The sequence below is a fragment of the Solimicrobium silvestre genome, assembly GCF_002976435.1.
Classification (GTDB): Bacteria; Pseudomonadota; Gammaproteobacteria; order Burkholderiales; family Burkholderiaceae_D; genus Solimicrobium; species Solimicrobium silvestre.
In genome coordinates, this window is record NZ_PUGF01000004.1 from 188724 (window position 1) to 214651 (window position 25928).

Sequence of the window (25928 nt, forward strand, 5' to 3'; positions counted from 1 at the left end):
TGCATTAAGCGACTGAGCCGCCGGCTGCTTCAATAGCAGCTTTAGCGCCTTTAGTCACGATCAAGCCTGTCAATGTCACTTTTTTAGTGATAGAACCAGACAAGATGACGCGTACCACTCTGGCAAGTTCAGGAACCATGCCAGCTTGTTTCAACGCCAACATATCGATTTCTGCGATTGGCAAAGAATCGAGTTGTGACAAACGAACTTCTGCTTTGAACGGAGTTGCCAGTGATTTAAAACCACGTTTTGGCAAACGACGTTGCAAAGGCATCTGACCGCCTTCAAAACCGACTTTGTGAAAACCGCCAGTACGGGACTTTTGACCTTTATGACCACGTCCCGATGTTTTACCTAAACCAGAACCGATACCGCGACCAACACGACGTTTGTAGTGTTTTGCGCCATCAGCTGGCTGAATGCTATTCAATTCCATAATTTGCTCCGATCGCAAGCCTTGCGGCTTACGATACAACCTTCACAAGATACGAGACTTTATTGATCATGCCGCGTACGGATGGAGTGTCTTGTAATTCAGAAACTGAATTAATACGACGCAACCCCAAACCACGTACAGTGGCACGGTGAGATTCGCGTGTGCCAATCAAACCTTTGACCAAAGTTACTTTAACTGTCTTTGTCATTTCGATCACCTTAGCCGAGGATTTCTTCAACGGATTTGCCGCGTTTAGCAGCGATTTCCGATGGAGTACTCATCTTGGACAAACCGTCCAATGTGGCACGAACCATGTTATATGGATTAGTTGAGCCGTTTGACTTAGCAACCACGTTAACAATTCCCATTACTTCGAAAATTGCGCGCATTGGTCCACCAGCAATAACACCAGTACCTTCTTTAGCTGGCATGATCATCACTTTCGATGCGCCATGCTGACCAGTAACAGTGTGTTGCAAAGTACCGTTTTTCAACGTTACTTTAATCATTTTACGACGAGCTTCTTCCATTGCTTTTTGTACAGCGACAGGAACTTCTTTCGATTTTCCTTTACCCATACCGATACGGCCATCGCCGTCACCAACAACGGTCAACGCTGCAAAGCCCATGATACGACCACCCTTAACCACTTTGGTTACACGGTTAATCGCGATCATTTTTTCGCGCATACCATCATCTGGTTTATCGGACGCTGTTTTCGCTTGCATTTTTGCCATGACGAATTTTCCTTAGAACTTCAAGCCAGCTTCACGGGCAGCTTCTGCAAGCGCCTTGATGCGACCATGGTAACGGAAACCGGAGCGATCAAATGCAACTTCGGTAACCCCTGCTTTTAATGCTTGTTCAGCGACACGCTTGCCAACCAGAGTAGCTGCTGCAACGTTGCCACCATTGCCAGATGCTGCGGCCAATTCTGCACGAACTGATGCTTCCAATGTCGAAGCAGATGCTAATATTTTTGCATCTGGTCCGATAATGTTGGCATAAATGTGCAAATTGGTACGATGCACTGCCAGGCGATTCACTTTTAATTCTGCGATCTTGGCACGGGTTTGACGTGCGCGGCGCAGACGTGATTGTTTCTTGTCCATCGTCAACCCCTATTACTTCTTCTTGGTTTCTTTGAGCACAACCACCTCATCAGCATAACGAACGCCCTTGCCTTTATACGGCTCAGGTTGACGATATGCACGAACTTCGGCGGCAACTTGCCCCACTTTTTGACGATCAATCCCTTTAATCAGGATCTCAGTCGGCGTAGGTGTTTCACACTTTACGCCAAGAGGCATCGAATGAACTACTGGATGAGAAAAACCTAAAGATAAATTTAATTTATCGCCTTGTGCTTGCGCTTTATAACCAACGCCAACCAAGTTTAATTTTTTCTCAAAGCCTTTAGTTACGCCGCTTACCATGTTGTTGACCAAGGCACGTAATGTGCCAGTCATCGCATTAGCTTCGCGAGCATCACTAACTGGCTCAAACTTCAATGAACCATTGTCATTAGCAACTTTTACCAGACCATTCAAGGCTTGGGACAACTCACCCATTGGGCCTTTAACTACGATTTGCGCTGCTGAAATAGATACTTCCGTACCTGCTGGCAGTGCAATCGGCATTTTACCTACTCGAGACATGTTCTGCTCCTTAGGCTACGTAGCAAATTACTTCGCCACCGACACCGGTTGCGCGCGCTTTGCGGTCTGTCATGACACCTTGAGGTGTGGAAACAATCGCCACGCCCAAACCATTCATAACATTTGGAATATCGCCCTTACCTTTGTAAATGCGCAATCCAGGGCGTGAAACACGCTCTAAACGCTCAATTACAGGACGACCTGCATAATATTTCAAGCCAATTTTCAATTCTGCTTTACCAGCAGTTTCGCTAATGGCGAAGTCTTCAATGTAACCCTCATCTTTAAGTACGTTTGCAATAGCAACTTTTACTTTTGATGATGGCATAGCAACCGCAGTTTTATGAACAACTTGCGCATTACGAATGCGGGTCAACATATCGGCGATAGGATCGCTCATACTCATTGCATATTCTCCTATTACCAGCTAGCTTTTGTCATTCCGGGAACTTCGCCACGCATGGCTACTTCACGGAGTTTAATACGGCCCAAACCGAACTTACGGAATGTGCCACGTGGTCGACCAGTCAAAGCGCAACGATTACGCTGACGTGTCGGATTTGAGTTCCGTGGTAATGCTTGCAACTTCAGACGCGCGTCGTAACGCTCTTCTTCAGTTTTTGATTGGTCATCTACGATGGCCTTCAAAGCAGCACGCTTACCGGCAAATTTCTTTACCAAGTCAGCACGCTTCTGCTCACGGTTAATCAGTGCCAGTTTTGCCATGGCGACCTCAGTTTCTGAACGGAAATTTAAATGCGGCGAGAAGAGCTTTCGCTTCTTCATCGGTCTTAGCTGTGGTGGTGATACTAATATTCATACCACGCAAAACATCTATCTTGTCGTATTCGATTTCAGGGAAAATAATCTGCTCTTTAACGCCGATATTGTAATTTCCACGTCCATCAAATGCACGACCAGAAACACCACGGAAATCGCGTACACGCGGCAAAGCCACGGTGATCAGACGATCCAGGAATTCGTACATATGCGCACCGCGCAATGTAACCATACATCCGATTGGATAGCCTTCACGAATCTTGAAACCTGCAATCGCTTTGCGAGCCTTAGTCACCACTGGCTTTTGACCAGCAATTTTCGTTAAATCGCCAACTGCATGCTCAATAATCTTCTTGTCCGCAATCGCTTCAGATAAACCCATATTCAGAGTAATCTTGGTGATGCGCGGCACTTCCATTACAGTTTTGTAGGAGAATTTCTCCGTTAAAGCTGCAACGACTTTTGCTTTATAAATTTCTTGTAGACGTGCCATGATGCGTTATACCTTCACAACTTCGCCGTTTGACTTAAATACGCGAACTTTTACACCGTCCACGACCTTAAAGCCAACGCGATCTGCCTTGCCAGTTGCTGCATTAAACAATGCAACATTTGACACATGAATAGGCATCACCTTATCAACGATGCCGCCAGTTGCGCCTGTCATTGGGTTGGGCTTAACCGCTTTTTTAGCGATATTTACACCAGCGACAACCACATGATCCGCGTCGATCCATTGCTGAACCTGGCCGCGCTTGCCCTTGTCTTTACCTGTCAAGACGATGACTTCGTCGTTTTTCCGAATCTTGTTCATAACGACCCCTTACAGAACTTCTGGAGCTAAAGACACGATTTTCATGAAACGTTCAGTACGCAATTCGCGTGTGACCGGTCCAAAAATACGAGTGCCGATAGGCTCAAGTTTCGCGTTCAATAACACCGCTGCGTTACTATCGAACTTAACCAAAGAGCCATCTGGACGACGAACACCTTTAGCAGTGCGAACTACAACAGCATTGTAAATTTCACCTTTTTTTACACGCCCTCTTGGCGCAGCAGATTTAATCGTGACTTTAATAACATCACCGATACCTGCGTAACGACGCTTAGAACCGCCCAATACTTTAATACACAAAACTTCGCGTGCACCAGTATTGTCAGCTACTTCGAGCCGGCTTTCTGTTTGAATCATAATGTTCTCTTTCCCAACTTAATCCATAAAATCTGCACAATGCAAATTAATGGTCAGTCTTGGTCCCGCCAGAAAGCTTAACTACACTCACTGATTAGGTGGACGATTTTTAACCACTTTTTTCACATTGACAGCGAAAAAAGCCATTTTACCTGTCGTTTGCGCCGCATTCAATGCCTTGCAAACGACAGCCAGCTATTATCACATCAATTTCTGATAATTACAATAGCTAATTACACGATTTGTGCAACTTGTACTACGCGTGTTACTGACCATGCTTTTGTCTTTGAAATCGGACGACCTTCTTGGATTTCAACTACATCGCCTGCTTTAGCAACATTACCTTCATTGTGCGCATGGTACTTAGTGCTGCGAACAATGATTTTTCCGTACAAAGGATGCTTAACGTGACGCTCGATCAATACGGTTACCGTTTTTTCCATTTTATCGGAGACAACGGTGCCAATCAGCGTGCGCTTAGAAGCTTGTTTGACTTGATCGTTCATTTGTCGTCCTTCTGATTCATGACCGTTTTAACACGTGCGATATCGCGACGCACTTTCTTGAGCTGCGAAGTGTTGCTCAGTTGCTGCGTAGCTAATTGCATGCGCAAACTGAATTGTGCCTTCAACAGTTCATTCAGCTCTTTAGTCAAAGTCACTTCGTCTTTGCCGCGGAGTTCAGATACTTTCATTTTCAACCCCTATTATTGGCCGACTTGACGCACGACGAACGTAGTCAATAACGGCAGTTTGGCTGCGGCCAAGCGGAAAGCTTCGCGCGCAAGCGTCTCATCAACACCATCCATCTCGTACAACATCTTGCCTGGTTGAATCTCGGCAACATAGTACTCAGGATTACCCTTACCATTACCCATACGAACTTCGGCAGGTTTTTGAGAAATTGGCTTATCCGGGAAAATACGGATCCAGATACGACCACCACGTTTAATGTGGCGAGTCATAGCACGACGCGCAGCTTCAATTTGACGAGCCGTAATACGACCACGACCAATCGCCTTCAAACCAAATTCACCGAACGAAACAGCAGTACCGCGAGAATGTGAAATTCCCTTGTTGCGGCCTTTTTGCTCTTTTCTATACTTTCTGCGTGCTGGTTGCAGCATGATTATTCTCCTGCTTTCTCAGCCGGCGCTTTAGCAGCTACGACTGGTGCCGCAGCGCGTACACGCTTAGCAGCTGGTGCTGGAGCGCCGGTTGTGGTTTGCTTAGGACGTGGACGGCTATTTGGCTTGCCATCATCACGACGTGGGCCACGACGTTTTTTATCATCTTCCGGAGTGGATTCAATTACTGGTGCGTCGCCGTTAGGCAAACGATCACCCTTGTAAACCCAAACCTTAACACCGATGATACCGTAGGTTGTTTGCGCTTCGCTTGTTCCGTAGTCGATATCAGCACGCAAAGTATGCAGAGGCACGCGGCCTTCGCGATACCATTCTTTACGAGCGATTTCAATACCGTTCAAACGTCCACCAGACATAATCTTAATACCTTGAGCGCCCAAACGCATTGCGTTTTGCATAGCACGCTTCATGGCACGGCGGAACATAATACGCTTTTCTAATTGCTGAGCAATTGAATCGGCGATCAGTTGCGCATCGATTTCCGGCTTGCGAATTTCTTCGATATTAACGTGTACAGGAACGCCCATTAATTTGGACAATTCTGTTTTTAACACTTCAATATCTTCACCTTTTTTACCAATAACCACGCCTGGACGTGAGCTATAAATAGTAATACGGGCATTCTTAGCTGGACGCTCGATAGTAATACGACCTACAGATGCGTTCTTCAGTTTTTTCTTGAGGTAAGCACGTACTTTCAAATCTTCGCCGAGCATGGTGGCAAAATTTGTATTGCCAGCATACCAACGTGAAGACCAGTTACGTGTTACCGCAAGGCGAAAACCGGTTGGATGTATCTTCTGTCCCATCGTGACTCCTTAATTACCGACAGTCACGTAAATGTGACAGGATTGTTTAGAGATACGATCACCACGGCCTTTTGCACGCGCTGTAAAACGCTTCAAAACCGCACCTTTTTCAACATAGATAGTTTTAACTCTCAACTCATCGATGTCAGCACCATCATTATGTTCGGCGTTTGCAATTGCAGACTCCAAAACACGCTTAATGATTGCTGCACCTTTTTTAGGGCTGAAGGCCAAAATGTTCAATGCTTGATCTACTTTTTTACCGCGAATCTGGTCTGCTACCAAACGACCTTTTTGGTCTGACAAACGCACTCCGCGTAGAATTGCTTTAGTTTCCATCATCGCACCTTATTTTTTAGCCTTTTTATCAGCGGCATGACCCTTGAACGTACGAGTCAATGCGAATTCGCCGAGTTTATGACCAACCATGTTTTCAGAAACATACACAGGCACATGTTGCTTACCGTTATGCACCGCAATGGTTAAACCAATGAAGTCAGGCATAATCGTAGAACGACGTGACCATGTCTTGATTGGCTTTTTGTCTTTAATCGCTTGCGCGGCTTCGACTTTTTTCACCAAGTGGGCATCACAGAATGGCCCTTTTTTCAATGAACGTGTCATGTGCTACCCCTTATCTCTTACCACGGCGTGAAACGATCATGGAAGTCGTACGCTTATTGCGACGTGTCTTCTTACCTTTGGTTTGCTGACCCCATGGCGACACTGGATGACGACCCGCTGCAGTCTTACCCTCACCACCACCGTGTGGGTGATCGACCGGATTCATTACCACACCGCGAACGGTAGGACGAACACCACGCCAACGCATAGCACCAGCTTTACCAATCTTACGCAGATTGTGTTCACCGTTACCAACTTCACCAACAGTAGCGCGGCATTCGATATGCACGCGACGAACTTCGCCAGAACGCAGACGCACTTGAGCGTAGACGCCTTCACGAGCCATCAACACAACACCAGCGCCAGCAGTACGAGCCATCTGCGCACCCTTGCCTGGCAACATTTCTACGCAATGCATAGTTGTACCGACTGGGATATTGCGAATTGGCAAGCAGTTACCAGATTTGATCGGAGCTTGCGCACCATTCATCACCTGATCACCAGCAGCCATACCTTTAGTTGCAATGATGTATTGACGTTCACCATCCGCATAGCACAACAAAGCAATGTGCGCTGTACGGTTAGGATCGTATTCAATGCGTTCAACTTTTGCAGGAATACCATCTTTAGTGCGTTTGAAGTCAACCAAACGATAATGCTGCTTATGACCACCGCCGATATGGCGAGTAGTAATATGACCGTTGTTGTTACGGCCAGCAGTTTTTGATTTCTTTTCTAACAAAGCAGCGAACGGACGACCTTTATGCAAGCCCTCTGTCACTACTTTGACCATACCACGACGACCAGGCGAGGTTGGCTTTACCTTAACGAGTGCCATATTATGCCTCCTCGGTGAAGTTAATTTCTTGACCTGGCTTCAAGCATACAAAAGCACGCTTGGTGTGATTGCGACGACCGGTAAAGCGACCACTACGCTTTTGTTTACCTTGACGATTCGCAACCTGCACAGACTCAACCTGTACCTTGAAGAGCATTTCTACAGCAGCTTTGATTTCTGGCTTAGTAGCATCTGGACTAACACGGAAAACAACTTGTTCGTTTTTTTCCGCAACCATCGTTGCTTTTTCAGAAATCACTGGTGCTAACAGTACCTTTAACAGGCGCTCTTCGCTAAATTTAACTAGTGTGCTCATGCCAGCATCTCCTCAATCTTTGCCAACGCCAGCTTGGTGATCAAAATTTTCTTGAAGAACACCAATGAAACTGGATCTGCATAACGCGGCTCAACAATCAGCACGTTCGGCAGATTACGTGATGCAAGCATCAAGTTTTCATTGAATTCATCAGCAATGATCAACACTGAGTCGAGACAACCCATTGTTTTCAATTTATCTGACAACAACTTAGTTTTTGGAGCATCGACAGCAAACTCTTCTACCACCGACAAACGACCTTCGCGAGCTAACTGAGACAGAATCGAACAGATACCTGCGCGATACATCTTCTTGTTAATTTTTTGCGAGAAGTTTTCATCTGGCGAATTAGGGAATGCACGTCCGCCTCCACGCCACAGCGGGGAAGATGACATACCAGCACGAGCGCGGCCCGTACCTTTTTGACGCCAAGGCTTCTTGGTTGTGTGATGAACGTCATCACGACCCAATTGCTTGCGGTTACCGCTGCGTGCATTTGCTTGAAATGCAACAACCACTTGATGAATCAACGCTTCGTTGTAATCACGAGCGAAAATTGTATCTGGAGCAGCTACGTTTGATGCAGTTTGACCTTGATCATTTAGGAGCTTGAGTTCCATAGATTAAGCTCCCTTCTTGGTTTTAACTTTAATAGCAGGCGTTACAACTACCTGACCATTTTTTGCACCTGGCACAGCACCCTTAACCAGCAATAACTGACGCACCGTATCAATACGAGCGATTTCCAGATTTTGCACAGTACGCGTAACATCACCCAAGTGACCGGTCATGCGCTTACCAGGGAAAACACGACCTGGATCTTGCGCCATACCAATTGAACCTGGAACATTATGCGAACGGGAGTTACCATGTGATGCGCGACCAGAAGAGAAGTGATGACGTTTAATAGTACCAGCGTAACCTTTACCGATAGTTACACCTTGAACGTCCACGATCTGGCCAGCTTCGAACATACCAACAGGCACAACATCGCCTGCCTTCAGTTCTGCGGCTTTAGCTGCATCAATGCGGAATTCTTTTAAGACAGTACCAGCTTCAACACCTGCTTTTGCGAGGTGACCTGCAACCGCTTTTGTTACGCGGGATGCACGGCGCTGACCGAATGTTACCTGGACTGCGGTATAACCGTCAGTTTCAGGCGTTTTGATTTGTGTCACACGGTTGTTTGAGACATCCAAAACAGTAACAGGAATTGAATCCCCATCATCTGTATAAATGCGCATCATACCAACCTTGCGACCAACAAGGCCCAAGCTCATTGTATTCTCCATTCCCGCCTACGATTGGGCGGGGCTGACTGTTTGTAGCAAAATCTGCCACTTAAAACATGTAGACATACCTGAATTTATCAGATAAATCTACACCTAAGCCTAAAATTATAGCATGTAAAAAAGATTTACAACACCAAATTCTAGATTACTGCAATTTAATTTCTACATCAACACCAGCTGGCAAGTCCAACTTCATCAATGCGTCTACAGTTTTTTCTGTTGGGTCAACGATATCCATCAAACGCTGATGGGTACGAATTTCAAACTGGTCGCGTGAAGTTTTGTTGACGTGCGGTGAACGCAGAACGTCGAAACGCTGAATACGTGTAGGTAAAGGAACTGGCCCCTTAACAATAGCGCCAGTACGTTTTGCTGTATCAACGATTTCCAAAGCGGATTGATCGATTAACTTGTAATCAAATGCTTTCAGACGAATACGGATTTTTTGATTTGGTGTAGACATGATTTTCCTTTAAAGAACGAATCACGGTATTTGTTTTACAACAAACACCGTGATGATTTTTTTACTTAAGCAATAATTTTTGCAACAACACCAGCACCAACAGTACGACCACCTTCACGAATAGCGAAGCGCAAGCCTTCTTCCATCGCGATCGGGTTGATCAGTTTTACTGTGATCGATACGTTGTCACCAGGCATAACCATTTCTTTGTCTGCTGGCAATTCGATCGAACCAGTTACGTCCGTTGTACGGAAGTAGAACTGTGGACGATAGTTGTTAAAGAATGGAGTATGACGACCACCTTCATCTTTAGACAATACGTAGATTTCACCAGTGAAATGATTGTGCGGCTTGATCGTGCCTGGCTTTGCCAACACTTGACCACGCTGAACGTCTTCACGCTTAGTACCGCGCAACAATACACCAACGTTGTCGCCTGCTTGACCTTGGTCTAACAATTTACGGAACATTTCAACACCAGTACATGTTGTCACTGCCGTGTCGGTGATACCGATGATTTCTAACGATTCGCCAACTTTAACGATACCGCGTTCGATACGACCAGTTACCACTGTACCGCGACCTGAGATCGAGAATACGTCTTCGACTGGCAACAAGAATGCACCGTCAACAGCGCGTTCTGGTGTTGGGATGTAAGTATCCAACGCTTCAGCCAATTTCATGATGGCTTCTTCGCCCAATGGACCTTTGTCGCCTTCAAGTGCTAATTTAGCGGAACCTTGAATGATTGGCAGATCGTCCCCTGGGAAGTCATATTTCGACAACAACTCACGCACTTCCATTTCAACCAATTCCAACAACTCAGCGTCATCAACCATGTCGCATTTGTTCAGGAATACGATGATGTATGGAACACCAACTTGACGTGCCAACAGGATGTGTTCACGTGTTTGTGGCATTGGACCATCGGCTGCGGAACAAACCAGAATAGCGCCGTCCATTTGTGCTGCACCAGTAATCATGTTTTTAACATAATCAGCATGGCCTGGGCAATCTACGTGGGCGTAGTGACGTACTGCTGTTTCGTATTCAACGTGGGAGGTATTAATCGTAATACCACGCGCTTTTTCTTCTGGCGCGTTATCAATTTGGGAGTAGTCTTTTGCTTCGCCGCCAAATTTCTTCGACAATACAGTAGCGATCGCTGCTGTTAATGTAGTTTTACCATGATCAACGTGGCCAATTGTACCGACGTTTACGTGCGGTTTGGTCCGCTCAAATTTACTTTTTGCCATTTTATTCTTCCTTCAAAAAGAACGATTAGTACTAAATTAGTACTTAGTTGGTTACTTAACTATATCCACCCTCACAACGAGGATGAATATAGTGACAATGCTACAAATAAACTACGGTGAACCCGTTATTTTACAACGATTACTTCGCTTTAGCAGTTACGATAGCGTCGATCACGTTTTTAGGTGCTTCAGAGTAATGCTTGAATTCCATCGTGTATGTTGCGCGACCTTGTGTTGCTGAACGCAACGAAGTCGAATAACCAAACATTTCAGACAATGGCACTTCAGCTTTAATGATCTTGCCGCCGCCGCCTGGGATTTCATCCATACCTTGAACCATACCGCGACGTGACGACAAATCACCCATCACAGTACCAGCATAATCTTCTGGAGTTTCAACTTCAACCGACATCATCGGCTCCAGAATTACTGGGCTCGCTTTACGGCAACCATCTTTAAACGCCATCGAACCAGCCATGCGGAACGCATTTTCGTTCGAATCGACATCATGGTATGAACCGAAGAACAAAGTAACTTTAACGTCAACAACTGGGTAACCAGCCATAACGCCTGAAGTCAATGTTTCGCGAACACCTTTTTCAACTGCAGGGATATATTCACGTGGAACAGTACCACCTTTAATTGCGTCAACGAATTCAAAACCTTTACCAGCTTCTTGCGGTTCGATTTTCAATACAACGTGACCGTATTGACCGCGACCACCAGATTGCTTAACGAATTTACCTTCGATCTCTTCGCAAGTTTTGCGAATAGTTTCACGGTACGCAACTTGTGGCTTACCAACTGTCGCTTCAACGCCGAATTCACGACGCATACGATCAACGATAATTTCCAGATGCAACTCGCCCATACCACCAATAATGGTTTGACCTGATTCTTCGTCCGTTTTAACGCGGAATGAAGGATCTTCTTGTGCCAGACGATTCAACGCCAAGCCCATTTTTTCTTGATCAACCTTAGTTTTTGGCTCAACAGCCTGAGAAATAACTGGCTCAGGGAATACCATGCGCTCCAAAGTGATGATCGATGATGGATCGCACAATGTTTCACCGGTAGTTGCTTCTTTCAAACCAACTGCAGCAGCGATATCGCCAGCGTGAACTTCTTTAATTTCTTCACGTTGGTTAGCATGCATCTGCAAAATACGACCCAAACGTTCTTTCTTGTTTTTGTTCGGGTTAAATACAGTATCACCTGACTTAACCATACCGGAATACACACGGAAGAAAATCAATTGACCAACGAATGGATCGGTCATGATTTTGAACGCTAATGCGGAGAACTTTTCAGTATCTTCTGCTTTACGTGATGTCGGCTCGTCATCTTCATCCAAACCTGTCACTGGCGGAATATCCACTGGTGATGGCAAGTATTCAATAACCGCATCCAACATGGCTTGTACGCCCTTGTTTTTGAACGCAGTACCGCACATCATTGGCACGATTTCAGCCGCAATAGTACGGGCGCGCAATGCTGCTTTAATTTCTTCTTCTGACAAATCGCCTTCTTCAAGGTATTTGTTCATCAGTTCTTCAGTGTACTCAGCAGCCACTTCGACCATTTTTTCGCGCCATTCAGCAGCTTGCTCTTGCAATTCAGCTGGAATTTCACGGTAGTCGAATTTCATCCCTTGGGATGCTTCGTCCCAATAGATAGCTTTCATCTTAACCAGATCGACCACACCCAAGAAGTTTTCTTCAGCACCGATAGGGATTTGAATCAACACAGGGTTAGCCTTCAGGCGTGCGCGCATTTGCTCGTAAACTTTGAAGAAGTTCGCACCAGTGCGATCCATCTTGTTTACAAACGCCAAACGAGGCACTTTGTATTTGTTAGCTTGACGCCAAACTGTTTCTGATTGTGGCTGAACACCGCCCACAGCGCAGTAAACCATGCATGCGCCATCAAGCACACGCATCGAGCGTTCAACTTCAATAGTGAAATCAACGTGACCAGGAGTATCAATAATATTGATGTGATGCTCAGGGAAGTTGTTAGCCATACCCTTCCAGAAGCAGGTAGTAGCAGCGGAAGTAATAGTAATACCGCGCTCTTGCTCTTGCTCCATCCAATCCATGGTGGCAGCGCCATCATGAACTTCACCAATCTTGTGATTTACACCGGTGTAGAACAAAACACGTTCTGTGGTCGTCGTTTTACCAGCGTCAATATGCGCTGAAATACCGATATTACGGTAGCGTTCAATGGGGGTCTTGCGAGCCATAATCAATCCTAATTCTTATAATGGACAAAACCGAGCATCTGTTTTCACGATACTCGGTTTGATTCAAAAGTACTGCGCGAAGTAATTACTCTCAGCAACAGCACGGCACACTCTATCTATCTCTAATTAGAAACGGAAATGTGAGAATGCTTTATTCGCTTCTGCCATACGATGAACTTCATCGCGTTTTTTCATGGCACCGCCGCGACCTTCAGCGGCTTCCAACAATTCGCCGCCTAAGCGTTGTGGCATTGATTTTTCGCTGCGCTTGTTAGCTGCTTCACGCAACCAACGCATCGACAAAGCCAAACGGCGTACTGGGCGAACTTCAACTGGCACCTGGTAGTTTGCACCACCAACGCGACGGGACTTAACCTCGACGAGTGGCTTGCAGTTACCAATTGCTGCAGCGAAAACTTCTAGCGGATCTTTACCAGATTTAGTCTGGATGTGATCAAACGCACCATAAATGATGCCTTCTGCTACTGATTTTTTACCTGACAACATCAAAACGTTGACAAATTTTGCGACTTCTACGTTACCGAATTTTGGATCCGGCAAAATATCGCGTTTCGGGACTTCACGACGACGTGGCATTTCTTTTCCTTTCGATCTTCAGTTGAGCATGTGGCAACTCCACATCCTCGCGGTGAGCCATCATAGCCCGCCACTTACTCGGCTCAGTTAAAACCGACACTCATACTAAATAAGAACTAACTTGTTTGTTTTTACTTCTTGGCTGCTTTAGCGCGCTTCGAACCATACTTGGAACGAGCTTGCTTACGGTCTTTAACGCCTTGAGTATCCAATGCGCCGCGAACCATATGGTAACGCACACCCGGCAAATCCTTAACACGACCACCGCGCAGCAAAACTACGCTATGTTCTTGCAAGTTATGGCCTTCACCGCCGATATACGAAATAACTTCGAAACCGTTGGTTAAGCGTACTTTGGCAACCTTACGTAAAGCCGAGTTAGGCTTTTTAGGGGTTGTTGTATAAACGCGAGTACAAACTCCACGCTTTTGCGGGCTGTTTTCCAGCGCCGGCGATTTGCTCTTGACACGTGCAGAAACACGTGGCTGGCGAATCAATTGATTGATGGTTGGCATCGTTCTAAACCCAACATAAATAAGACATAAACCCGGAAACGATTGCCCGGGGACTAATCAATCTCTCGCACATTGTGCGGGCAGTTAAGTAGATAACTACTTAATCCTCTCTGACTTTATATCTGCCGTGCCGGGCTAACAGTTGCCTATTTTTTCATCAAAAAATTGATGGAAATTACCCTATCACACTACAGAAACAAAATTGAGAACTCGCAAGTTTAATCTCGGTTTGGAAGCACGTCAATCACTTTCCAGCAATTTCCACCGTTACGCACCACGAAATCCAACTTCTTGCTTGCATAAAACAGCTTTCTTGTTAAAGATGGCATACATTCACAGCAACTTTCACCTTTTGATGCAAAAACAACATTTATTGCGTCCCGCCCAACTTTATTTAGTTTGTTCCTACCTACTACTTTCAGCGACGCCTTTTTTCTCATTGATGCTTGGAATTCCAGTTGAAAATGCTGCCACCATTATCGGTTTAGAAATTTTTTTCTGGTTGCTGTTGTGGAGTGTATTTAAGCGCCCCAACTATTTTCATTGGCTGTTATTACCGGTATTTTTAGCCCTACCGATTGAAATCTATTTGCGCTTGTTTTTTGCGCAAGGCATTTCACCGCATCATCTGGGCATTATTTTCGAGACCAGTCCAAAGGAAGCCTTCGAATTTTTAGGCAGGAAAACCTGGTTACTAGCATTAACCAGTATAGGCATATTTTTGTGGTGGTACAGCCTGCAAATTGTATCCAGAAAAATTTTTATCTGGTCGCACTCTAGCCGCTGGTTTTGCTTAGCAGTTTTACTCTTTTGCACCATGGGCTTTGTCTACGGCGAAGAATTTGGCTTTAATACGCCTAGCCACAGCGTGACCAGCTCACCCAACTCGACCAGTGCCGACGAGGAGGAAGATAGCTCTCCTGACGATGCTACCTGGTTTCAAGATTACACTGCAGCCTATCGCGCTACTATGCCCAAATTACCGGCATGGGCTGATAACGATATTGATAAAGAGTTAATTGGCCGCACCTGGCCGTTTGGACTTGCCATACATGCCGCCGATTTTTTGTATGAGCGCCATTATTTAAGTATTCTCGCCCAAAAAAGTAGCACATTTAAGTTTGACGCCAGCTCCGACACAACCCCAAAAACAATCGTCATCGTAATCGGTGAATCATCACGCTATGATCGTTGGAGCTTGAATGGTTTTAAGCGCGATACCAATCCGCACCTTAAAAACGAAACCAATCTGGTGAGCTTTACCGACATCATCAGCGCAGTTTCTGCCACACGCCTTTCCGTGCCGATCATCGTTTCACGCAAACCAGCAACCCAGAGTTTAAAAGCCGGTTTTTCAGAGAAGTCATTCATCTCCGCATTCAAAGAAGCCGGCTATAAAACCTATTGGCTTTCTAACCAGATGACGTTTGGTGAATTTGATACGCCGATTTCCGTGTTTGCCAAAGAAGCAGATGTCACCCAGTTTTTGAACTTGGGTGGATTTACCAACAATTCGAGCTTCGATCAGATTCTGCTGGAGCCGTTTCAAAATGCGCTAACTGACTCGGCACCAAAGAAATTAATCGTCTTGCACACGCTGGGCAACCATTGGAATTACAGCCATCGTCACCCTGCAGAATTTGAGCGCTGGAAGCCATCACTGAGCGGCGTGCAGGATCCTGACTATAACAATCGCGATATGAAAGAGCAGATCAATAATAGCTATGACAATTCGATTTTGTACACAGACTGGATGCTCGATCAGGTCATTACGCAGTTAAAGGCCCAGCAAAACATCAGCGCACTGCTCTATGTTTCTGATCACGGGCAAACGCTGTACGATGGCAGCTGCAACCTGGCTTTTCACGGCCACAACACGCAATATGAATTTCATATCCCCGCATTCATGTGGTATTCAAATGATTACTTAAGCGCCTATCCTGATAAAATTGAGCAGCTGTTACGGCATAAGAAAGCCCGTCTTTCAACAGAAAATATCTTTCATTCTTTGCTTGATATTGCCGACGTTCATTACCCGACCGAACAACTAGACCGCAGCTTCGTCAACGCGCAATTCAAACCGCATGTGCGTTATGTAGATAGTTACGGCTGGAGCAACTACGACAACGCTCGCTTTAAAGGCGACTGCCGCGAAGTTATTGATAAAAACAAGCCATTAAAGCAAGAAAAATAAGATTTTTCATATTCCTATTTTTTGAAATTTTTAACGCATCCAATAGGTTATAAAGGCCGCGTAAAAATTGTACTTATAAATCGCATATCCACCTGCAAACCTTGCCCGCTTAGTGGCGTCGTCAAAACAAGCTGTGCATTGATAGACAAGGCAATTTCATTCGCGATAGATAAACCCAGACCTGAGCTAGTTGATTGGCTTGCATCCAAACGATAAAACCGCTGCAACACATTTTTGCGCTCTGATTCTGGAATCCCGGGGCCGTTGTCAACAACACGAAAAATACAATTATTTTTTTCTCGCAGAATAGAAATTGTGACGACACCGGATTTTGTCATGTGCTGAATCGCGTTCTCGACCAAATTTAAAACCAGCTCATGTAATAAATAAACCGGTGCGCTAATCAGCACCGTTTCATCCAAGTTATCAATGCCAAGATCACTATTTTTATGCTGCGCCAAGGGCGCCAACTCCTCCAATACTTGCTTGACGATGTCGGCCAGCACACAAGGGTGCGTTACAACATGGTTTTGTTGAGTGCGTTCTAATGCGGCCAATATCAATAATTAATTAATCACTTTACTACCTTGTGCCACGGTTTTTTGCAGTGCAATGAATACTTCGTTTTGTGTGCTATCCAGCGTGGCGCTACGGCGTCCAAAATTAAGTTGCGAGGTCAACACCGCAAATGAGGTACGAAGTTGATGCGCGGTACTAGCGACAAATTGTTCGTATGACGAAAGCGTATTATCTAAGCGCATCACGTAATCATTCATAGCGGAAATCACTGGCAATAATTCACTTGGAACATCCTTGGTATCTAGTTGTTCTAACGATCCGCCTTGCCGTTGGGTGATTTTTTCACCGAACGAAATCAAGGGGCGCAAAGCCCATCGTGATGCAACCATCAAACCGGCTAATACCATGCACAACAACATAAAATGTCGACGCATGGTGAGCATAAATAGCTCCTGCCTAAATGCCGCCTGGCCTTTCTGTGTTTGGGCAATTTGTGTAATAACGATATCGTGTGCCGAGCCAGTTGGCAGCGCGTGCGCATAGGCAATAAATCGTACTGATTCGCTGCCTACCCGGCTTGAAAAATAATGCGCTTGTTCAAGCGGTATATCGATATTCAATGGCGCTATTTCATCTGCGCCAGCAATCAGCTTACCTTGCTCGCTTCGGATGCTGTAATACACATGATCTTGATAAGGACTAGCAAACAATTCAAACGCGGCCGGAGGCAAATTAAACTCAACTTCACCATTGATTAAGTTGATTTGTTCGGACATGATTTTTGCCGAGCTTTTCAGCAGCTGCTCCTGTACCAACGTGGCAATTTTGTCCGTACTGTTATACGTAAATAACAGGTCAACAAAGGAGATCAGCAAAGCTGGTAAAAACACCCATAAGATCAAACGACTTTTAAGACTTCTAAGTGGTTTGAACATAGCTCAACATGTAACCTAAGCCGCGTAAGGTAATGATTTGCGCACCGGAATGATCGATTTTTTTTCGTAGCCGCAAGATGTAAATTTCTAGCGCTTTGGGCGATATGGAATCATTTAACGTACATAAACTATTGGCCAGCTGTTTTTTATCGACCGTCTTACCTGCCTGACGCATCAATGCTTCTAAAACAGCGTGTTCTCGCGGTGTTAAATTAAGGTCAAAGGACTGGCTGCTGAAGATTTTTGAATTGCTGTCGTAGCGTAAATTACCGCAAGAAATAATCGGATTTAATTTGCCGCTAGCACGTCGCAACAATGAACGTATGCGCGCTTCTAATTCGGCAATATCAAACGGCTTGGCTAAATAATCGTCTGCGCCTAAATTTAAATTTTCAACCATGTCACCAAGCGCGGCAGAGGCGCTAATAATCAATACCGGCACTTCATTATTTTTACTGCGCAAATTTTTTAAGATCGTTTGACCATTGATTTTTGGCAAGGTGATATCTAACAAAATCGCATCGTAACATTGCGTCCTCAACAGCAACATGGCCTCTTCTCCGCTAAATGCCTGTTCAATCGTGTAGCCAGAAGCCTGCAAAAGGCGCGTTAGCCAAGTTGATAATTCACGATTATCTTCAACTAATAGTAGTTTCATCTTGCATCACTCCAATCCAGCTATGCACTTCAATAATTTATTATTAAATAATAACTAATTGTAGGCCAATTGAAGGCTTGTACCTGCTACATTCATTTTGGCGTTATCAAATAACGTTGCTGCGCATCCCAGCGTGTCTTTACCAATAGCATTAAATACGAAACAAAATAACGGAGATCAAATTGACCAAACTTCCTAAGTTATCAACGTTTTTAAAATCGCTTTTCACATTAATCATGTTCGCCATCAGCACCAACAGTATCAGCGCTGAAAAAATCATTCTCATCGTTGGTGGAATGGAAAAGCAAATCTATTTACCAGTGAAATTAGCTGAGCGATTAGGCTACCTAAAGGAAACTGGTCTGGACATCGAATTACTGAGCGAGCCATCCGGCGTAAATGCAGTGACTGAAATGCTTTCTGGCGCCGCGCAAGGCGTGGTCGGTTTTTATGATCACACCATTGATTTGCAAGCGCGCGGCAAACAAGTGCAATCCGTCGTTCAATTCAGCCAGGCACCTGGCGAAGCGATTTTGGTATCTAAAACAGCATCAGCACACATCAAATCACCTGCAGACTTCAAAGGGAAAACGCTAGGTGTAACGGGGCTTGGTTCTTCGACTAATTTTTTAACCCAATTTTTGGCCTCAAAATATGGCGTTAAAAATAGTGAATATACGACCTTACCAGTCGGTTCTGGATCAACCTTTATTGCTGCGATGACGCAAAAAAAGATTGATGCCGGCATGACCACAGAACCAACCATTTCACGCTTAACCTCCACCGGAGCGGCGTCTATTCTAGTAGATTTGCGTACACTCAAAGCCACCGAAGCAGCACTCGGGGGCGCGTATCCCGGTGCGTGTTTATATATGCCAACTGCTTGGGTTAATTCACACAAAGAACAGGTTCAAAAAATTGTCACAGCATTTGTAAAAACCTTAGCCTACATCCAGACACATAGTGCGCAGGAGATTGCCGACATGATGCCGCCCGATTATTACAAAGCCAATAAACAGCAATACATTGATTCGCTTTCAGCAAGTAAAGACATGTTTACTGCCGACGGTATCATGCCTGAATCTGGTCCAGCTACAGTACTTAACGTATTGAATGGCTTTAACAAAGCCGTGCAAGGGAAAAATATTAATTTATCCAATACTTACACCACTGAATTTGTTAAAGCGGCACGCAAATGAAAAAAATCGCGATCGAACTGACCAACGTCAGCCGTAAATTTATTAGTCCAACAGGCGTATCCACTTTAGCGTTACATGACTTTAGCATGACGCTGCATGAAGGTGATTTTTGCGCCATTGTTGGCCCAACCGGCTGCGGCAAATCCACCGCGCTGGGCATGATTACCGGCTTAAGCCCACCCTCTTCCGGCACGGTGCGCGTGTTTAATCAACCGGTCACTAAAATTGATCCCAATATTGGCTTTGTTTTTCAGGCTGATGCGGTTTTTCCCTGGAAGAATGTCATCGACAACATCTCGATCGGGCCGATTTATCGCGGAACTAACAAAAGGGAAGCAAAAGACAAAGCAGCGGAATGGGTACGGCGTGTTGGGTTGTCCGGTTTTGAATATCATTATCCTCATCAATTATCAGGCGGTATGCGCAAGCGCGTGGCACTGGCACAAACATTTATTAACGAACCAAAAATCTTGTTAATGGATGAACCTTTTTCTGCTTTGGACGTACAGACGCGCGCGTTAATGCAAGATGAATTATTGGGACTCTGGTCTGAAAATAAGGCCTCTGTCGTCTTTGTTACGCATGATATTGAAGAGGCAATTGCCTTGGCCGATCGGGTAATCGTGCTCACCAAAGGGCCAGGCAAAATTAAAAGCAGTTACGAGATAAACCTGCCACGCCCGCGTGATGTTTCTACCGCCCGCTACTCAACCGAATTTATTAATTTATCTAAGCAAATTTGGTCTGATTTAAAAGACGAAGTTCATATTTAGGATCCCCATGACAACACCTTTTACACCCACGCCACCCCTTCCTTCTTCAACAACGGGAAAAGAGGAATTACAGGCAATTGCCAAAGCCAACAAACATCATCGTCTGGTTATTTTTCTACGTTTTGCCGTAGCGATTGTCACTCTAGCCACTTGGGAATTCGCTGTTCACGTTGAATGGCTGGATGGCTTCTTTTTCTCACGCCCTTCGAGCATTATTGAGCAACTTTTTATTTGGATAACTGAAGGCACCGAGCAAGGACCACTATGGAAAGAATTAATGGTGACGCTCGAAGAAACGATATTAGGCTTTTTGATTGGTAGTTTTCTGGGCATCTTTTTCGGTATTGCACTAGGCCGAAATAAGCTGATGTCAGATGTATTTAGCATCTACATCAAAATCGCCAATGCCATTCCGCGGATTGTGCTGGGTTCTATTTTTATCATTATGTTTGGATTAGGCTTAGGTTCAAAAATTGCGCTGGCCGTTGTCATGGTATTTTTTGTGGTTTTTGGCAATGCATTTCAAGGTGTACGTGAAGCCGATAAAAACTTAATCGCCAATGCCTATATTCTGGGTGCCAATAAACGGCAGGTTACTTTTTCAGTCATCTTTCCTTCTGCATTGACATGGATTTTAGCTAGCTTACATGTCAGTTTTGGCTTTGCTCTGGTTGGCGCTGTAGTTGGGGAATTTCTAGGCGCAAGGCACGGCATAGGCCTGCTGATCGCCACCGCGCAAGGCACATTTAATGCGGCAGGCGTTTTTGCAGCGATGATTATTTTGGCGGTGGTAGCGCTTGTGGCGGAATATCTCTTAACTGCGCTTGAAAATAAATTATTGAAATGGCGGCCTACGCAATTTGTTGAGCATGGGATGTAACTATTCTATTTTCCTCATAGAACGAATCGCTGATATTCAAATCAGAAAACAAAAAAGCGACGCCTTATTAAGACGTCGCTTTTTTTACTACTTCACCAAGAAGCGCTTAAAGAATTAAGCGTCGCCTTCAGTGATGTCACTTGTGCTAGCTTCAGCGTGAGTGGCAAATGCTGCTTTTTCTGCTTGCAACATGGCAGTGCGTTCGTCTGCTTCCCATGTTTCTTTCAACTTACGGGCGCGGTGATAAGCCAAACCTGTTCCGGCAGGAATCAAACGTCCAACAATGACGTTTTCTTTCAAGCCGCGCAAGCTATCTTGTTTGCCCATAATCGCTGCTTCAGTCAAGACACGTGTTGTCTCTTGGAATGACGCTGCAGAAATGAATGAATCTGTCGACAACGATGCTTTAGTAATACCGAGCAAAATATTTTCATATGTAGCTGGGATATTGCCTGCAGCAACAACGCGATCATTTTCATCCAGCAATTCAGAACGCTCAACCTGCTCACCGACGATGTAATTCGCATCGCCTGGATTCACAACCGTTACGCGACGCAACATCTGACGCACAATCACTTCAATATGCTTGTCATTGATCTTAACGCCTTGCAAACGGTACACGTCTTGAACTTCTTCAACGATGTAACGCGCCAACGCTTCAATACCCAACAAACGCAGAATGTCTTGCGGGTCACGCGGACCGTCCACAATCATTTCACCTTTGTTGACTACCTGGCCGTCATGTACCAACACTTGTTTTTCTTTAGCGATCAGGAATTCGTGTTTTTCACCATCCAGATCAGTAATTTCCAAACGTTGCTTACCTTTGGTTTCTTTACCGAAGGCAACCGTACCGGTTACTTCAGCCAAGACACCAGCGTCTTTAGGCGAACGTGCTTCAAACAACTCAGCAACGCGCGGGAGACCCCCGGTAATATCACGTGTTTTTTGCGATTCAGTTGGGATACGCGCCAATACTTCACCGACGTGTACTTGCTGTCCGTCTTTCACCATCAACAACGCACCCGGCTGGAAGCTGATCGTTACGGCGTGTTCTGTGCCGGCGATCTTCACTTCTTGACCTTGTTCGTTCAACAGCTTAACTTGCGGACGCAACAACTTAGTTGCCATACCACGACGTTTCGCATCAATCGCAACCAAGGTCGACAAACCAGTTACTTCATCAACTTGCTTAGCAACGGTAACGCCTTCTTCGACGTTTTCAAACTTAACCTGACCGGTGTATTCAGTAATGATCGGACGAGTCAATGGATCCCAAGTCGCCAAAATAACGCCGGCCTTGATAACCATACCGTCGGTCACTGCCAACGTTGCACCGTAAGGTACTTTATGACGTTCACGTTCACGACCGTGGTCATCGGTAATCATGACTTCACCGGAACGGGAAATCACGATCAAGTCACCTTTGCCGTTTGTTACATAACGCATCGTTGCGGTAAAGCGGATAGTTCCGTTTGACTTGGCTTCGATAGAAGATGCAACAGCAGCACGGGAAGCAGCACCACCAATATGGAAGGTACGCATCGTCAACTGGGTACCCGGTTCACCGATCGACTGAGCAGCGATAACACCAACTGCTTCACCGGCATTGACCATAGAACCACGACCTAAATCGCGGCCATAACACATGGCGCACAAACCGTAGCGTGTGTCGCAAGTTAATGGCGTACGAACTTTAACTTCATCAATACCTAAGCGCTCGATTTCTTCAACTTCGTCTTCGCTCAGCAACGTGCCGGCTGGGTACAGAGTTTCTTGCGTATCTGGATTAACAACATCCAACGCAGTAACGCGACCTAAAATCAATTCGCGCAACGGCTCAATAACTTCACCACCCTCAACCAGGGCCTTCATCGCGGCGCCGTTGGCTGTACCGCAATCATCGTCAATAACGACCAGATCTTGGGTAACGTCAACCAGACGACGAGTCAGGTAACCTGAGTTCGCTGTTTTCAACGCAGTATCGGCCAAACCTTTACGAGCGCCGTGAGTTGAAATAAAGTACTGCAACACGTTCAGACCTTCGCGGAAGTTCGCGGTAATCGGTGTTTCAATAATCGAACCATCCGGTTTAGCCATCAAACCGCGCATACCTGCTAACTGACGAATCTGTGCAGCTGAACCACGCGCACCGGAGTCGGCCATCATGTAAATGGCGTTGAATGATTCTTGCGTGCCGGTTGTACCGTCGCGCTTGACGACGTCTTCAACCTTCAGACGTTCCATCATCGCCTTACCTACGTCGTCACCGGTTTTGCCCCAGATATCAACCACTTTGTTATAACGCTCGCCGGCTGTCACCAGGCCGGATGCATATTGCTGTTCAATCTGCTTAACTTCTTTTTCAGCAGCAGCGATCAAGGTTACTTTTTGTGGCGGTACCAACATGTCGTCGATACAGATAGAAATACCTGCACGCGTCGCCAAGCGGAAACCAGATTGCATCAATTTATCGGCAAATACCACTGTCGCACGCAGACCGCATTTACGGAATGAGATGTTGATCAGTTTTGAAATTTCTTTCTTTTTCAAGGCACGATTCAAGACGCTGAATGGCAAACCTTTTGGAAGAATTTCTGACAAAATCGCGCGACCAATCGTGGTTTCGTAACGAGTAATTGTCTTTTCAAACTCACCAGTTTCCAGATTTTTTGGATACTCGGTAATACGTACAGTAATACGGGTAGTCAGTTCCACTTCTTTGTTGTCATAAGCACGAATCACTTCTGACACATCCGGGAACATCATGCCTTCGTTCTTACCGTTGATTTTTTCGCGAGTAGCGTAGTACAGACCCAACACGATATCTTGGGAAGGTACGATCGATGGTTCACCGTTAGATGGGAACAAGATGTTATTTGAAGCCAGCATCAATGTGCGTGCTTCCATCTGTGCTTCTACTGACAGTGGAACGTGAACCGCCATTTGATCGCCATCGAAATCGGCATTGAATGCGGCGCAAACCAAAGGATGTAACTGGATCGCTTTACCTTCAATCAGGACTGGCTCAAACGCTTGAATACCTAAACGATGCAAAGTAGGCGCACGGTTCAACATCACCGGATGCTCTTTAATCACATCTTCCAAGATATCCCAAACTACCGGTTCTTGAATCTCAACTAATTTTTTAGCAGCTTTAATAGTGGTCGCTAAACCCATCAATTCCAATTTATTGAAAATGAATGGTTTGAACAATTCCAACGCCATCAATTTCGGCAAACCGCATTGATGTAATTTGAGTTGCGGACCAACCACGATAACCGAACGACCAGAATAATCGACCCGTTTACCCAGCAAGTTCTGACGGAAACGACCGCCTTTACCTTTGATCATTTCTGCCAATGATTTCAACGGACGCTTGTTCGCGCCGGTCATGGCTTTACCACGACGACCATTGTCTAACAATGAATCGACCGCTTCTTGCAACATCCGTTTTTCATTGCGGGTGATGATTTCCGGCGCGCGGAGTTCCATCAAACGCTTCAAACGGTTGTTACGGTTAATAACGCGGCGATATAAATCGTTCAAATCGGACGTTGCAAAACGACCGCCATCCAGCGGCACCAATGGGCGCAATTCTGGCGGCAATACCGGCAACACTTCCATGATCATCCAGTCTGGCTTAATACCAGAACGTTGGAACGCTTCCAGCACTTTTAAGCGCTTGGCGTATTTTTTGATCTTGGCTTCAGATTTGGATTCTTTGAGTTCTACGCGCAGCGTTTCTGCATCACGGTCGATATCGATCGAGCGCAATAATTCGCGGATACCTTCTGCACCCATGAATGCGGTGAATTCATCACCGTGCTCTTCGTATTTAGCGGCGTAGTCATCTTCCGACATGATTTGGCATTTTTTCAGCGGAGTCATGCCGGGATCGGTCACAACATAGGCTTCAAAATACAAAACGCGTTCGATATCACGCAAGGTCATGTCCAACACCATACCCAAACGGGATGGCAGGGATTTCAAGAACCAGATATGCGCAGTTGGTGAAGCCAATTCAATATGACCCATGCGTTCACGACGCACTTTAGTCAATGTAACTTCAACACCGCACTTTTCGCAGATAACACCGCGATGCTTTAAGCGCTTGTATTTACCGCATAAACATTCGTAATCTTTGATTGGGCCAAAAATTTTTGCGCAGAACAAACCGTCACGTTCAGGCTTAAAAGTACGGTAGTTAATGGTTTCCGGCTTTTTAACTTCGCCGTAGGACCAAGAACGAATTTTTTCTGGGGAAGCAAGACCAATTTTGATCGCGTCAAATTGTTCATTTTGCTGGACTTGCTTGAATAGATCGAGCAGGGCTTTCATCGTTCACTCCGGTCAAGCGCGCAAATTTACTATGAAATTCACGCTAGTTGGCTGAATAGTGCGGCAAACATTGCTTATCGTCATACCCTGTTCGCATCAACGGGAGAGCCAGGTCTTACGACACTAGTTCCATTGATACCGGGAACGAAACACAACGCTAACTACAAGCTATCTTAACGACCATCGCCCGAAGTAAATTCGGGCGACAGGGGTACTACTTTTTTACTTCAAAAAACGTTGCTTCAAAAGCCTTATCTTCAA

The 25928-nt window shown here is 45.5% G+C and carries 33 protein-coding genes; 4 read left to right on the forward strand and 29 right to left on the reverse strand.

All coding sequences use genetic code 11. The features are described from left to right. Positions 1–4: 4 nt before the first annotated feature. The 25 genes from rplO to rpsL all read right to left on the reverse strand — a co-directional run bounded on the left by rplO (position 5) and on the right by rpsL (position 14168). Complete coding sequence (gene rplO / locus S2091_RS06435; protein WP_105530971.1) at positions 5–436, reverse strand: 50S ribosomal protein L15; 432 nt, start codon at positions 434–436, stop codon at positions 5–7. 28 nt (positions 437–464) lie between these two features. After that, complete coding sequence (rpmD, locus tag S2091_RS06440; RefSeq protein ID WP_207769646.1) at positions 465–644, reverse strand: 50S ribosomal protein L30; 180 nt, start codon at positions 642–644, stop codon at positions 465–467. 10 nt (positions 645–654) lie between these two features. Further along, entirely contained in the window at positions 655–1173 is a 519-nt protein-coding gene (gene rpsE / locus S2091_RS06445) for a 30S ribosomal protein S5 (protein WP_105530973.1), read from the reverse strand. A gap of 12 nt (positions 1174–1185) precedes the next feature. Continuing rightward, positions 1186–1548 (reverse strand): 50S ribosomal protein L18, encoded by a 363-nt coding sequence (rplR, locus tag S2091_RS06450; protein ID WP_105530974.1) that lies wholly within the window; start codon positions 1546–1548, stop codon positions 1186–1188. A gap of 12 nt (positions 1549–1560) precedes the next feature. Next, positions 1561–2094: a 50S ribosomal protein L6 gene (rplF, locus tag S2091_RS06455; protein WP_105530975.1), complete on the reverse strand. Its 534-nt coding sequence runs from the start codon at positions 2092–2094 to the stop codon at positions 1561–1563. 10 nt (positions 2095–2104) lie between these two features. Beyond that, entirely contained in the window at positions 2105–2500 is a 396-nt protein-coding gene (gene rpsH / locus S2091_RS06460) for a 30S ribosomal protein S8 (protein ID WP_105530976.1), read from the reverse strand. A 14-nt stretch (positions 2501–2514) separates the two neighbouring features. Further along, complete coding sequence (gene rpsN / locus S2091_RS06465; RefSeq protein ID WP_105530977.1) at positions 2515–2820, reverse strand: 30S ribosomal protein S14; 306 nt, start codon at positions 2818–2820, stop codon at positions 2515–2517. 7 nt (positions 2821–2827) lie between these two features. Beyond that, on the reverse strand, positions 2828–3367 hold the full coding sequence (gene rplE, locus S2091_RS06470) for a 50S ribosomal protein L5 (RefSeq protein ID WP_105530978.1): 540 nt from the start codon (positions 3365–3367) through the stop codon (positions 2828–2830). 6 nt (positions 3368–3373) lie between these two features. Then, the gene (gene rplX, locus S2091_RS06475; RefSeq protein ID WP_105530979.1) at positions 3374–3688 is read right to left on the reverse strand and encodes a 50S ribosomal protein L24; all 315 of its coding nucleotides are present in this window, start codon (positions 3686–3688) and stop codon (positions 3374–3376) included. A gap of 9 nt (positions 3689–3697) precedes the next feature. After that, entirely contained in the window at positions 3698–4066 is a 369-nt protein-coding gene (gene rplN / locus S2091_RS06480; protein WP_105530980.1) for a 50S ribosomal protein L14, read from the reverse strand. Positions 4067–4299: 233 nt separating this feature from the next. Then, a complete protein-coding gene (rpsQ, locus tag S2091_RS06485; protein ID WP_105530981.1) occupies positions 4300–4572 on the reverse strand; it encodes a 30S ribosomal protein S17 in 273 nt (90 codons plus the stop codon). Next, positions 4569–4760: a 50S ribosomal protein L29 gene (rpmC, locus tag S2091_RS06490; RefSeq protein ID WP_105530982.1), complete on the reverse strand. Its 192-nt coding sequence runs from the start codon at positions 4758–4760 to the stop codon at positions 4569–4571. Before rpmC ends, rpsQ begins: the two co-directional genes overlap by 4 nt. A 12-nt stretch (positions 4761–4772) precedes the next feature. Further along, complete coding sequence (rplP, locus tag S2091_RS06495; protein ID WP_040723969.1) at positions 4773–5192, reverse strand: 50S ribosomal protein L16; 420 nt, start codon at positions 5190–5192, stop codon at positions 4773–4775. A 2-nt stretch (positions 5193–5194) separates the two neighbouring features. After that, positions 5195–6022 (reverse strand): 30S ribosomal protein S3, encoded by an 828-nt coding sequence (gene rpsC, locus S2091_RS06500; protein ID WP_105530983.1) that lies wholly within the window; start codon positions 6020–6022, stop codon positions 5195–5197. 9 nt (positions 6023–6031) lie between these two features. Beyond that, positions 6032–6364: a 50S ribosomal protein L22 gene (rplV, locus tag S2091_RS06505; protein ID WP_207769647.1), complete on the reverse strand. Its 333-nt coding sequence runs from the start codon at positions 6362–6364 to the stop codon at positions 6032–6034. A gap of 6 nt (positions 6365–6370) precedes the next feature. Further along, a complete protein-coding gene (gene rpsS / locus S2091_RS06510; RefSeq protein WP_105530985.1) occupies positions 6371–6646 on the reverse strand; it encodes a 30S ribosomal protein S19 in 276 nt (91 codons plus the stop codon). A 10-nt stretch (positions 6647–6656) separates the two neighbouring features. Continuing rightward, positions 6657–7484, reverse strand: a complete 828-nt coding sequence (rplB, locus tag S2091_RS06515) for a 50S ribosomal protein L2 (RefSeq protein ID WP_105530986.1) — start codon at positions 7482–7484, stop codon at positions 6657–6659. A 1-nt stretch (position 7485) separates the two neighbouring features. After that, positions 7486–7800, reverse strand: a complete 315-nt coding sequence (gene rplW / locus S2091_RS06520; RefSeq protein ID WP_105530987.1) for a 50S ribosomal protein L23 — start codon at positions 7798–7800, stop codon at positions 7486–7488. Further along, a complete protein-coding gene (rplD, locus tag S2091_RS06525; RefSeq protein WP_105530988.1) occupies positions 7797–8420 on the reverse strand; it encodes a 50S ribosomal protein L4 in 624 nt (207 codons plus the stop codon). Before rplD ends, rplW begins: the two co-directional genes overlap by 4 nt. Before the next feature lie 3 nt (positions 8421–8423). Further along, positions 8424–9080, reverse strand: coding sequence for a 50S ribosomal protein L3 (gene rplC / locus S2091_RS06530; protein WP_105530989.1), 657 nt, complete (start codon positions 9078–9080; stop codon positions 8424–8426). 157 nt (positions 9081–9237) lie between these two features. After that, the gene (gene rpsJ / locus S2091_RS06535; protein WP_105530990.1) at positions 9238–9555 is read right to left on the reverse strand and encodes a 30S ribosomal protein S10; all 318 of its coding nucleotides are present in this window, start codon (positions 9553–9555) and stop codon (positions 9238–9240) included. A gap of 65 nt (positions 9556–9620) precedes the next feature. Continuing rightward, entirely contained in the window at positions 9621–10811 is a 1191-nt protein-coding gene (gene tuf, locus S2091_RS06540; RefSeq protein WP_105530991.1) for an elongation factor Tu, read from the reverse strand. A gap of 139 nt (positions 10812–10950) precedes the next feature. Beyond that, a complete protein-coding gene (gene fusA / locus S2091_RS06545) occupies positions 10951–13056 on the reverse strand; it encodes an elongation factor G (RefSeq protein ID WP_105530992.1) in 2106 nt (701 codons plus the stop codon). Positions 13057–13182: 126 nt separating this feature from the next. Then, positions 13183–13653, reverse strand: a complete 471-nt coding sequence (rpsG, locus tag S2091_RS06550) for a 30S ribosomal protein S7 (protein ID WP_105530993.1) — start codon at positions 13651–13653, stop codon at positions 13183–13185. Between the two features lie 131 nt (positions 13654–13784). Next, positions 13785–14168: a 30S ribosomal protein S12 gene (gene rpsL, locus S2091_RS06555; RefSeq protein ID WP_105530994.1), complete on the reverse strand. Its 384-nt coding sequence runs from the start codon at positions 14166–14168 to the stop codon at positions 13785–13787. 355 nt (positions 14169–14523) lie between these two features. Here rpsL and S2091_RS06560 point away from each other — a divergent pair, with 355 nt between their 5' ends. Further along, a complete protein-coding gene (locus S2091_RS06560; protein ID WP_105530995.1) occupies positions 14524–16362 on the forward strand; it encodes a phosphoethanolamine transferase in 1839 nt (612 codons plus the stop codon). Positions 16363–16409: 47 nt separating this feature from the next. On the opposite strand, the gene S2091_RS06565 is transcribed toward S2091_RS06560, so the two are convergent. The 3 genes from S2091_RS06565 to S2091_RS06575 are packed head-to-tail and all read right to left on the reverse strand — an operon-like array spanning position 16410 to position 18474. Beyond that, positions 16410–16919, reverse strand: coding sequence for a sensor histidine kinase (locus S2091_RS06565; protein ID WP_105530996.1), 510 nt, complete (start codon positions 16917–16919; stop codon positions 16410–16412). 9 nt (positions 16920–16928) lie between these two features. Beyond that, entirely contained in the window at positions 16929–17816 is an 888-nt protein-coding gene (locus S2091_RS06570) for a sensor histidine kinase (protein ID WP_105530997.1), read from the reverse strand. Next, positions 17800–18474, reverse strand: a complete 675-nt coding sequence (locus S2091_RS06575) for a response regulator (protein ID WP_105530998.1) — start codon at positions 18472–18474, stop codon at positions 17800–17802. Before S2091_RS06575 ends, S2091_RS06570 begins: the two co-directional genes overlap by 17 nt. Before the next feature lie 236 nt (positions 18475–18710). Between S2091_RS06575 and S2091_RS06580 the strand changes: the two genes are divergently transcribed. From S2091_RS06580 to S2091_RS06590, 3 genes are read left to right on the forward strand one after another with little or no spacing between them, the layout of a single operon-like run. After that, a complete protein-coding gene (locus S2091_RS06580; protein WP_105531044.1) occupies positions 18711–19673 on the forward strand; it encodes an ABC transporter substrate-binding protein in 963 nt (320 codons plus the stop codon). Beyond that, a complete protein-coding gene (locus S2091_RS06585; protein ID WP_105530999.1) occupies positions 19670–20446 on the forward strand; it encodes an ABC transporter ATP-binding protein in 777 nt (258 codons plus the stop codon). Before S2091_RS06580 ends, S2091_RS06585 begins: the two co-directional genes overlap by 4 nt. Before the next feature lie 7 nt (positions 20447–20453). Continuing rightward, positions 20454–21326: an ABC transporter permease gene (locus S2091_RS06590; protein WP_105531000.1), complete on the forward strand. Its 873-nt coding sequence runs from the start codon at positions 20454–20456 to the stop codon at positions 21324–21326. Positions 21327–21440: 114 nt separating this feature from the next. Here S2091_RS06590 and rpoC read toward each other — a convergent pair whose 3' ends face one another. Further along, the gene (gene rpoC / locus S2091_RS06595; protein WP_105531001.1) at positions 21441–25667 is read right to left on the reverse strand and encodes a DNA-directed RNA polymerase subunit beta'; all 4227 of its coding nucleotides are present in this window, start codon (positions 25665–25667) and stop codon (positions 21441–21443) included. Positions 25668–25928 lie beyond the last annotated feature (261 nt).

What these genes read in the sequence shown, in the direction of transcription:
- rpsC (WP_105530983.1), bottom strand. Translation starts at nt 6,022, where the DNA reads ATGGGACAGAAGATACATCCAACCGGTTTTCGCCTTGCGGTAACACGT.
- rpmC (WP_105530982.1), bottom strand. Translation starts at nt 4,760, where the DNA reads ATGAAAGTATCTGAACTCCGCGGCAAAGACGAAGTGACTTTGACTAAA.
- rplV (WP_207769647.1), bottom strand. Translation starts at nt 6,364, where the DNA reads ATGATGGAAACTAAAGCAATTCTACGCGGAGTGCGTTTGTCAGACCAA.
- rpsN (WP_105530977.1), bottom strand. Translation starts at nt 2,820, where the DNA reads ATGGCAAAACTGGCACTGATTAACCGTGAGCAGAAGCGTGCTGACTTG.
- rpsE (WP_105530973.1), bottom strand. Translation starts at nt 1,173, where the DNA reads ATGGCAAAAATGCAAGCGAAAACAGCGTCCGATAAACCAGATGATGGT.
- S2091_RS06570 (WP_105530997.1), bottom strand. Translation starts at nt 17,816, where the DNA reads ATGTTCAAACCACTTAGAAGTCTTAAAAGTCGTTTGATCTTATGGGTG.
- S2091_RS06575 (WP_105530998.1), bottom strand. Translation starts at nt 18,474, where the DNA reads ATGAAACTACTATTAGTTGAAGATAATCGTGAATTATCAACTTGGCTA.
- rplP (WP_040723969.1), bottom strand. Translation starts at nt 5,192, where the DNA reads ATGCTGCAACCAGCACGCAGAAAGTATAGAAAAGAGCAAAAAGGCCGC.
- rplW (WP_105530987.1), bottom strand. Translation starts at nt 7,800, where the DNA reads ATGAGCACACTAGTTAAATTTAGCGAAGAGCGCCTGTTAAAGGTACTG.
- rplN (WP_105530980.1), bottom strand. Translation starts at nt 4,066, where the DNA reads ATGATTCAAACAGAAAGCCGGCTCGAAGTAGCTGACAATACTGGTGCA.
- rpmD (WP_207769646.1), bottom strand. Translation starts at nt 644, where the DNA reads ATGACAAAGACAGTTAAAGTAACTTTGGTCAAAGGTTTGATTGGCACA.
- rplD (WP_105530988.1), bottom strand. Translation starts at nt 8,420, where the DNA reads ATGGAACTCAAGCTCCTAAATGATCAAGGTCAAACTGCATCAAACGTA.
- rplO (WP_105530971.1), bottom strand. Translation starts at nt 436, where the DNA reads ATGGAATTGAATAGCATTCAGCCAGCTGATGGCGCAAAACACTACAAA.
- tuf (WP_105530991.1), bottom strand. Translation starts at nt 10,811, where the DNA reads ATGGCAAAAAGTAAATTTGAGCGGACCAAACCGCACGTAAACGTCGGT.
- fusA (WP_105530992.1), bottom strand. Translation starts at nt 13,056, where the DNA reads ATGGCTCGCAAGACCCCCATTGAACGCTACCGTAATATCGGTATTTCA.
- rpoC (WP_105531001.1), bottom strand. Translation starts at nt 25,667, where the DNA reads ATGAAAGCCCTGCTCGATCTATTCAAGCAAGTCCAGCAAAATGAACAA.
- S2091_RS06585 (WP_105530999.1), top strand. Translation starts at nt 19,670, where the DNA reads ATGAAAAAAATCGCGATCGAACTGACCAACGTCAGCCGTAAATTTATT.
- rpsQ (WP_105530981.1), bottom strand. Translation starts at nt 4,572, where the DNA reads ATGAACGATCAAGTCAAACAAGCTTCTAAGCGCACGCTGATTGGCACC.
- rpsG (WP_105530993.1), bottom strand. Translation starts at nt 13,653, where the DNA reads ATGCCACGTCGTCGTGAAGTCCCGAAACGCGATATTTTGCCGGATCCA.
- rplB (WP_105530986.1), bottom strand. Translation starts at nt 7,484, where the DNA reads ATGGCACTCGTTAAGGTAAAGCCAACCTCGCCTGGTCGTCGTGGTATG.
- rplC (WP_105530989.1), bottom strand. Translation starts at nt 9,080, where the DNA reads ATGAGCTTGGGCCTTGTTGGTCGCAAGGTTGGTATGATGCGCATTTAT.
- rplF (WP_105530975.1), bottom strand. Translation starts at nt 2,094, where the DNA reads ATGTCTCGAGTAGGTAAAATGCCGATTGCACTGCCAGCAGGTACGGAA.
- rplE (WP_105530978.1), bottom strand. Translation starts at nt 3,367, where the DNA reads ATGGCACGTCTACAAGAAATTTATAAAGCAAAAGTCGTTGCAGCTTTA.
- S2091_RS06590 (WP_105531000.1), top strand. Translation starts at nt 20,454, where the DNA reads ATGACAACACCTTTTACACCCACGCCACCCCTTCCTTCTTCAACAACG.
- rplR (WP_105530974.1), bottom strand. Translation starts at nt 1,548, where the DNA reads ATGGACAAGAAACAATCACGTCTGCGCCGCGCACGTCAAACCCGTGCC.
- rpsS (WP_105530985.1), bottom strand. Translation starts at nt 6,646, where the DNA reads ATGACACGTTCATTGAAAAAAGGGCCATTCTGTGATGCCCACTTGGTG.
- rpsJ (WP_105530990.1), bottom strand. Translation starts at nt 9,555, where the DNA reads ATGTCTACACCAAATCAAAAAATCCGTATTCGTCTGAAAGCATTTGAT.
- rpsH (WP_105530976.1), bottom strand. Translation starts at nt 2,500, where the DNA reads ATGAGTATGAGCGATCCTATCGCCGATATGTTGACCCGCATTCGTAAT.
- rplX (WP_105530979.1), bottom strand. Translation starts at nt 3,688, where the DNA reads ATGAACAAGATTCGGAAAAACGACGAAGTCATCGTCTTGACAGGTAAA.
- S2091_RS06580 (WP_105531044.1), top strand. Translation starts at nt 18,711, where the DNA reads ATGTTCGCCATCAGCACCAACAGTATCAGCGCTGAAAAAATCATTCTC.
- rpsL (WP_105530994.1), bottom strand. Translation starts at nt 14,168, where the DNA reads ATGCCAACCATCAATCAATTGATTCGCCAGCCACGTGTTTCTGCACGT.
- S2091_RS06560 (WP_105530995.1), top strand. Translation starts at nt 14,524, where the DNA reads ATGCAAAAACAACATTTATTGCGTCCCGCCCAACTTTATTTAGTTTGT.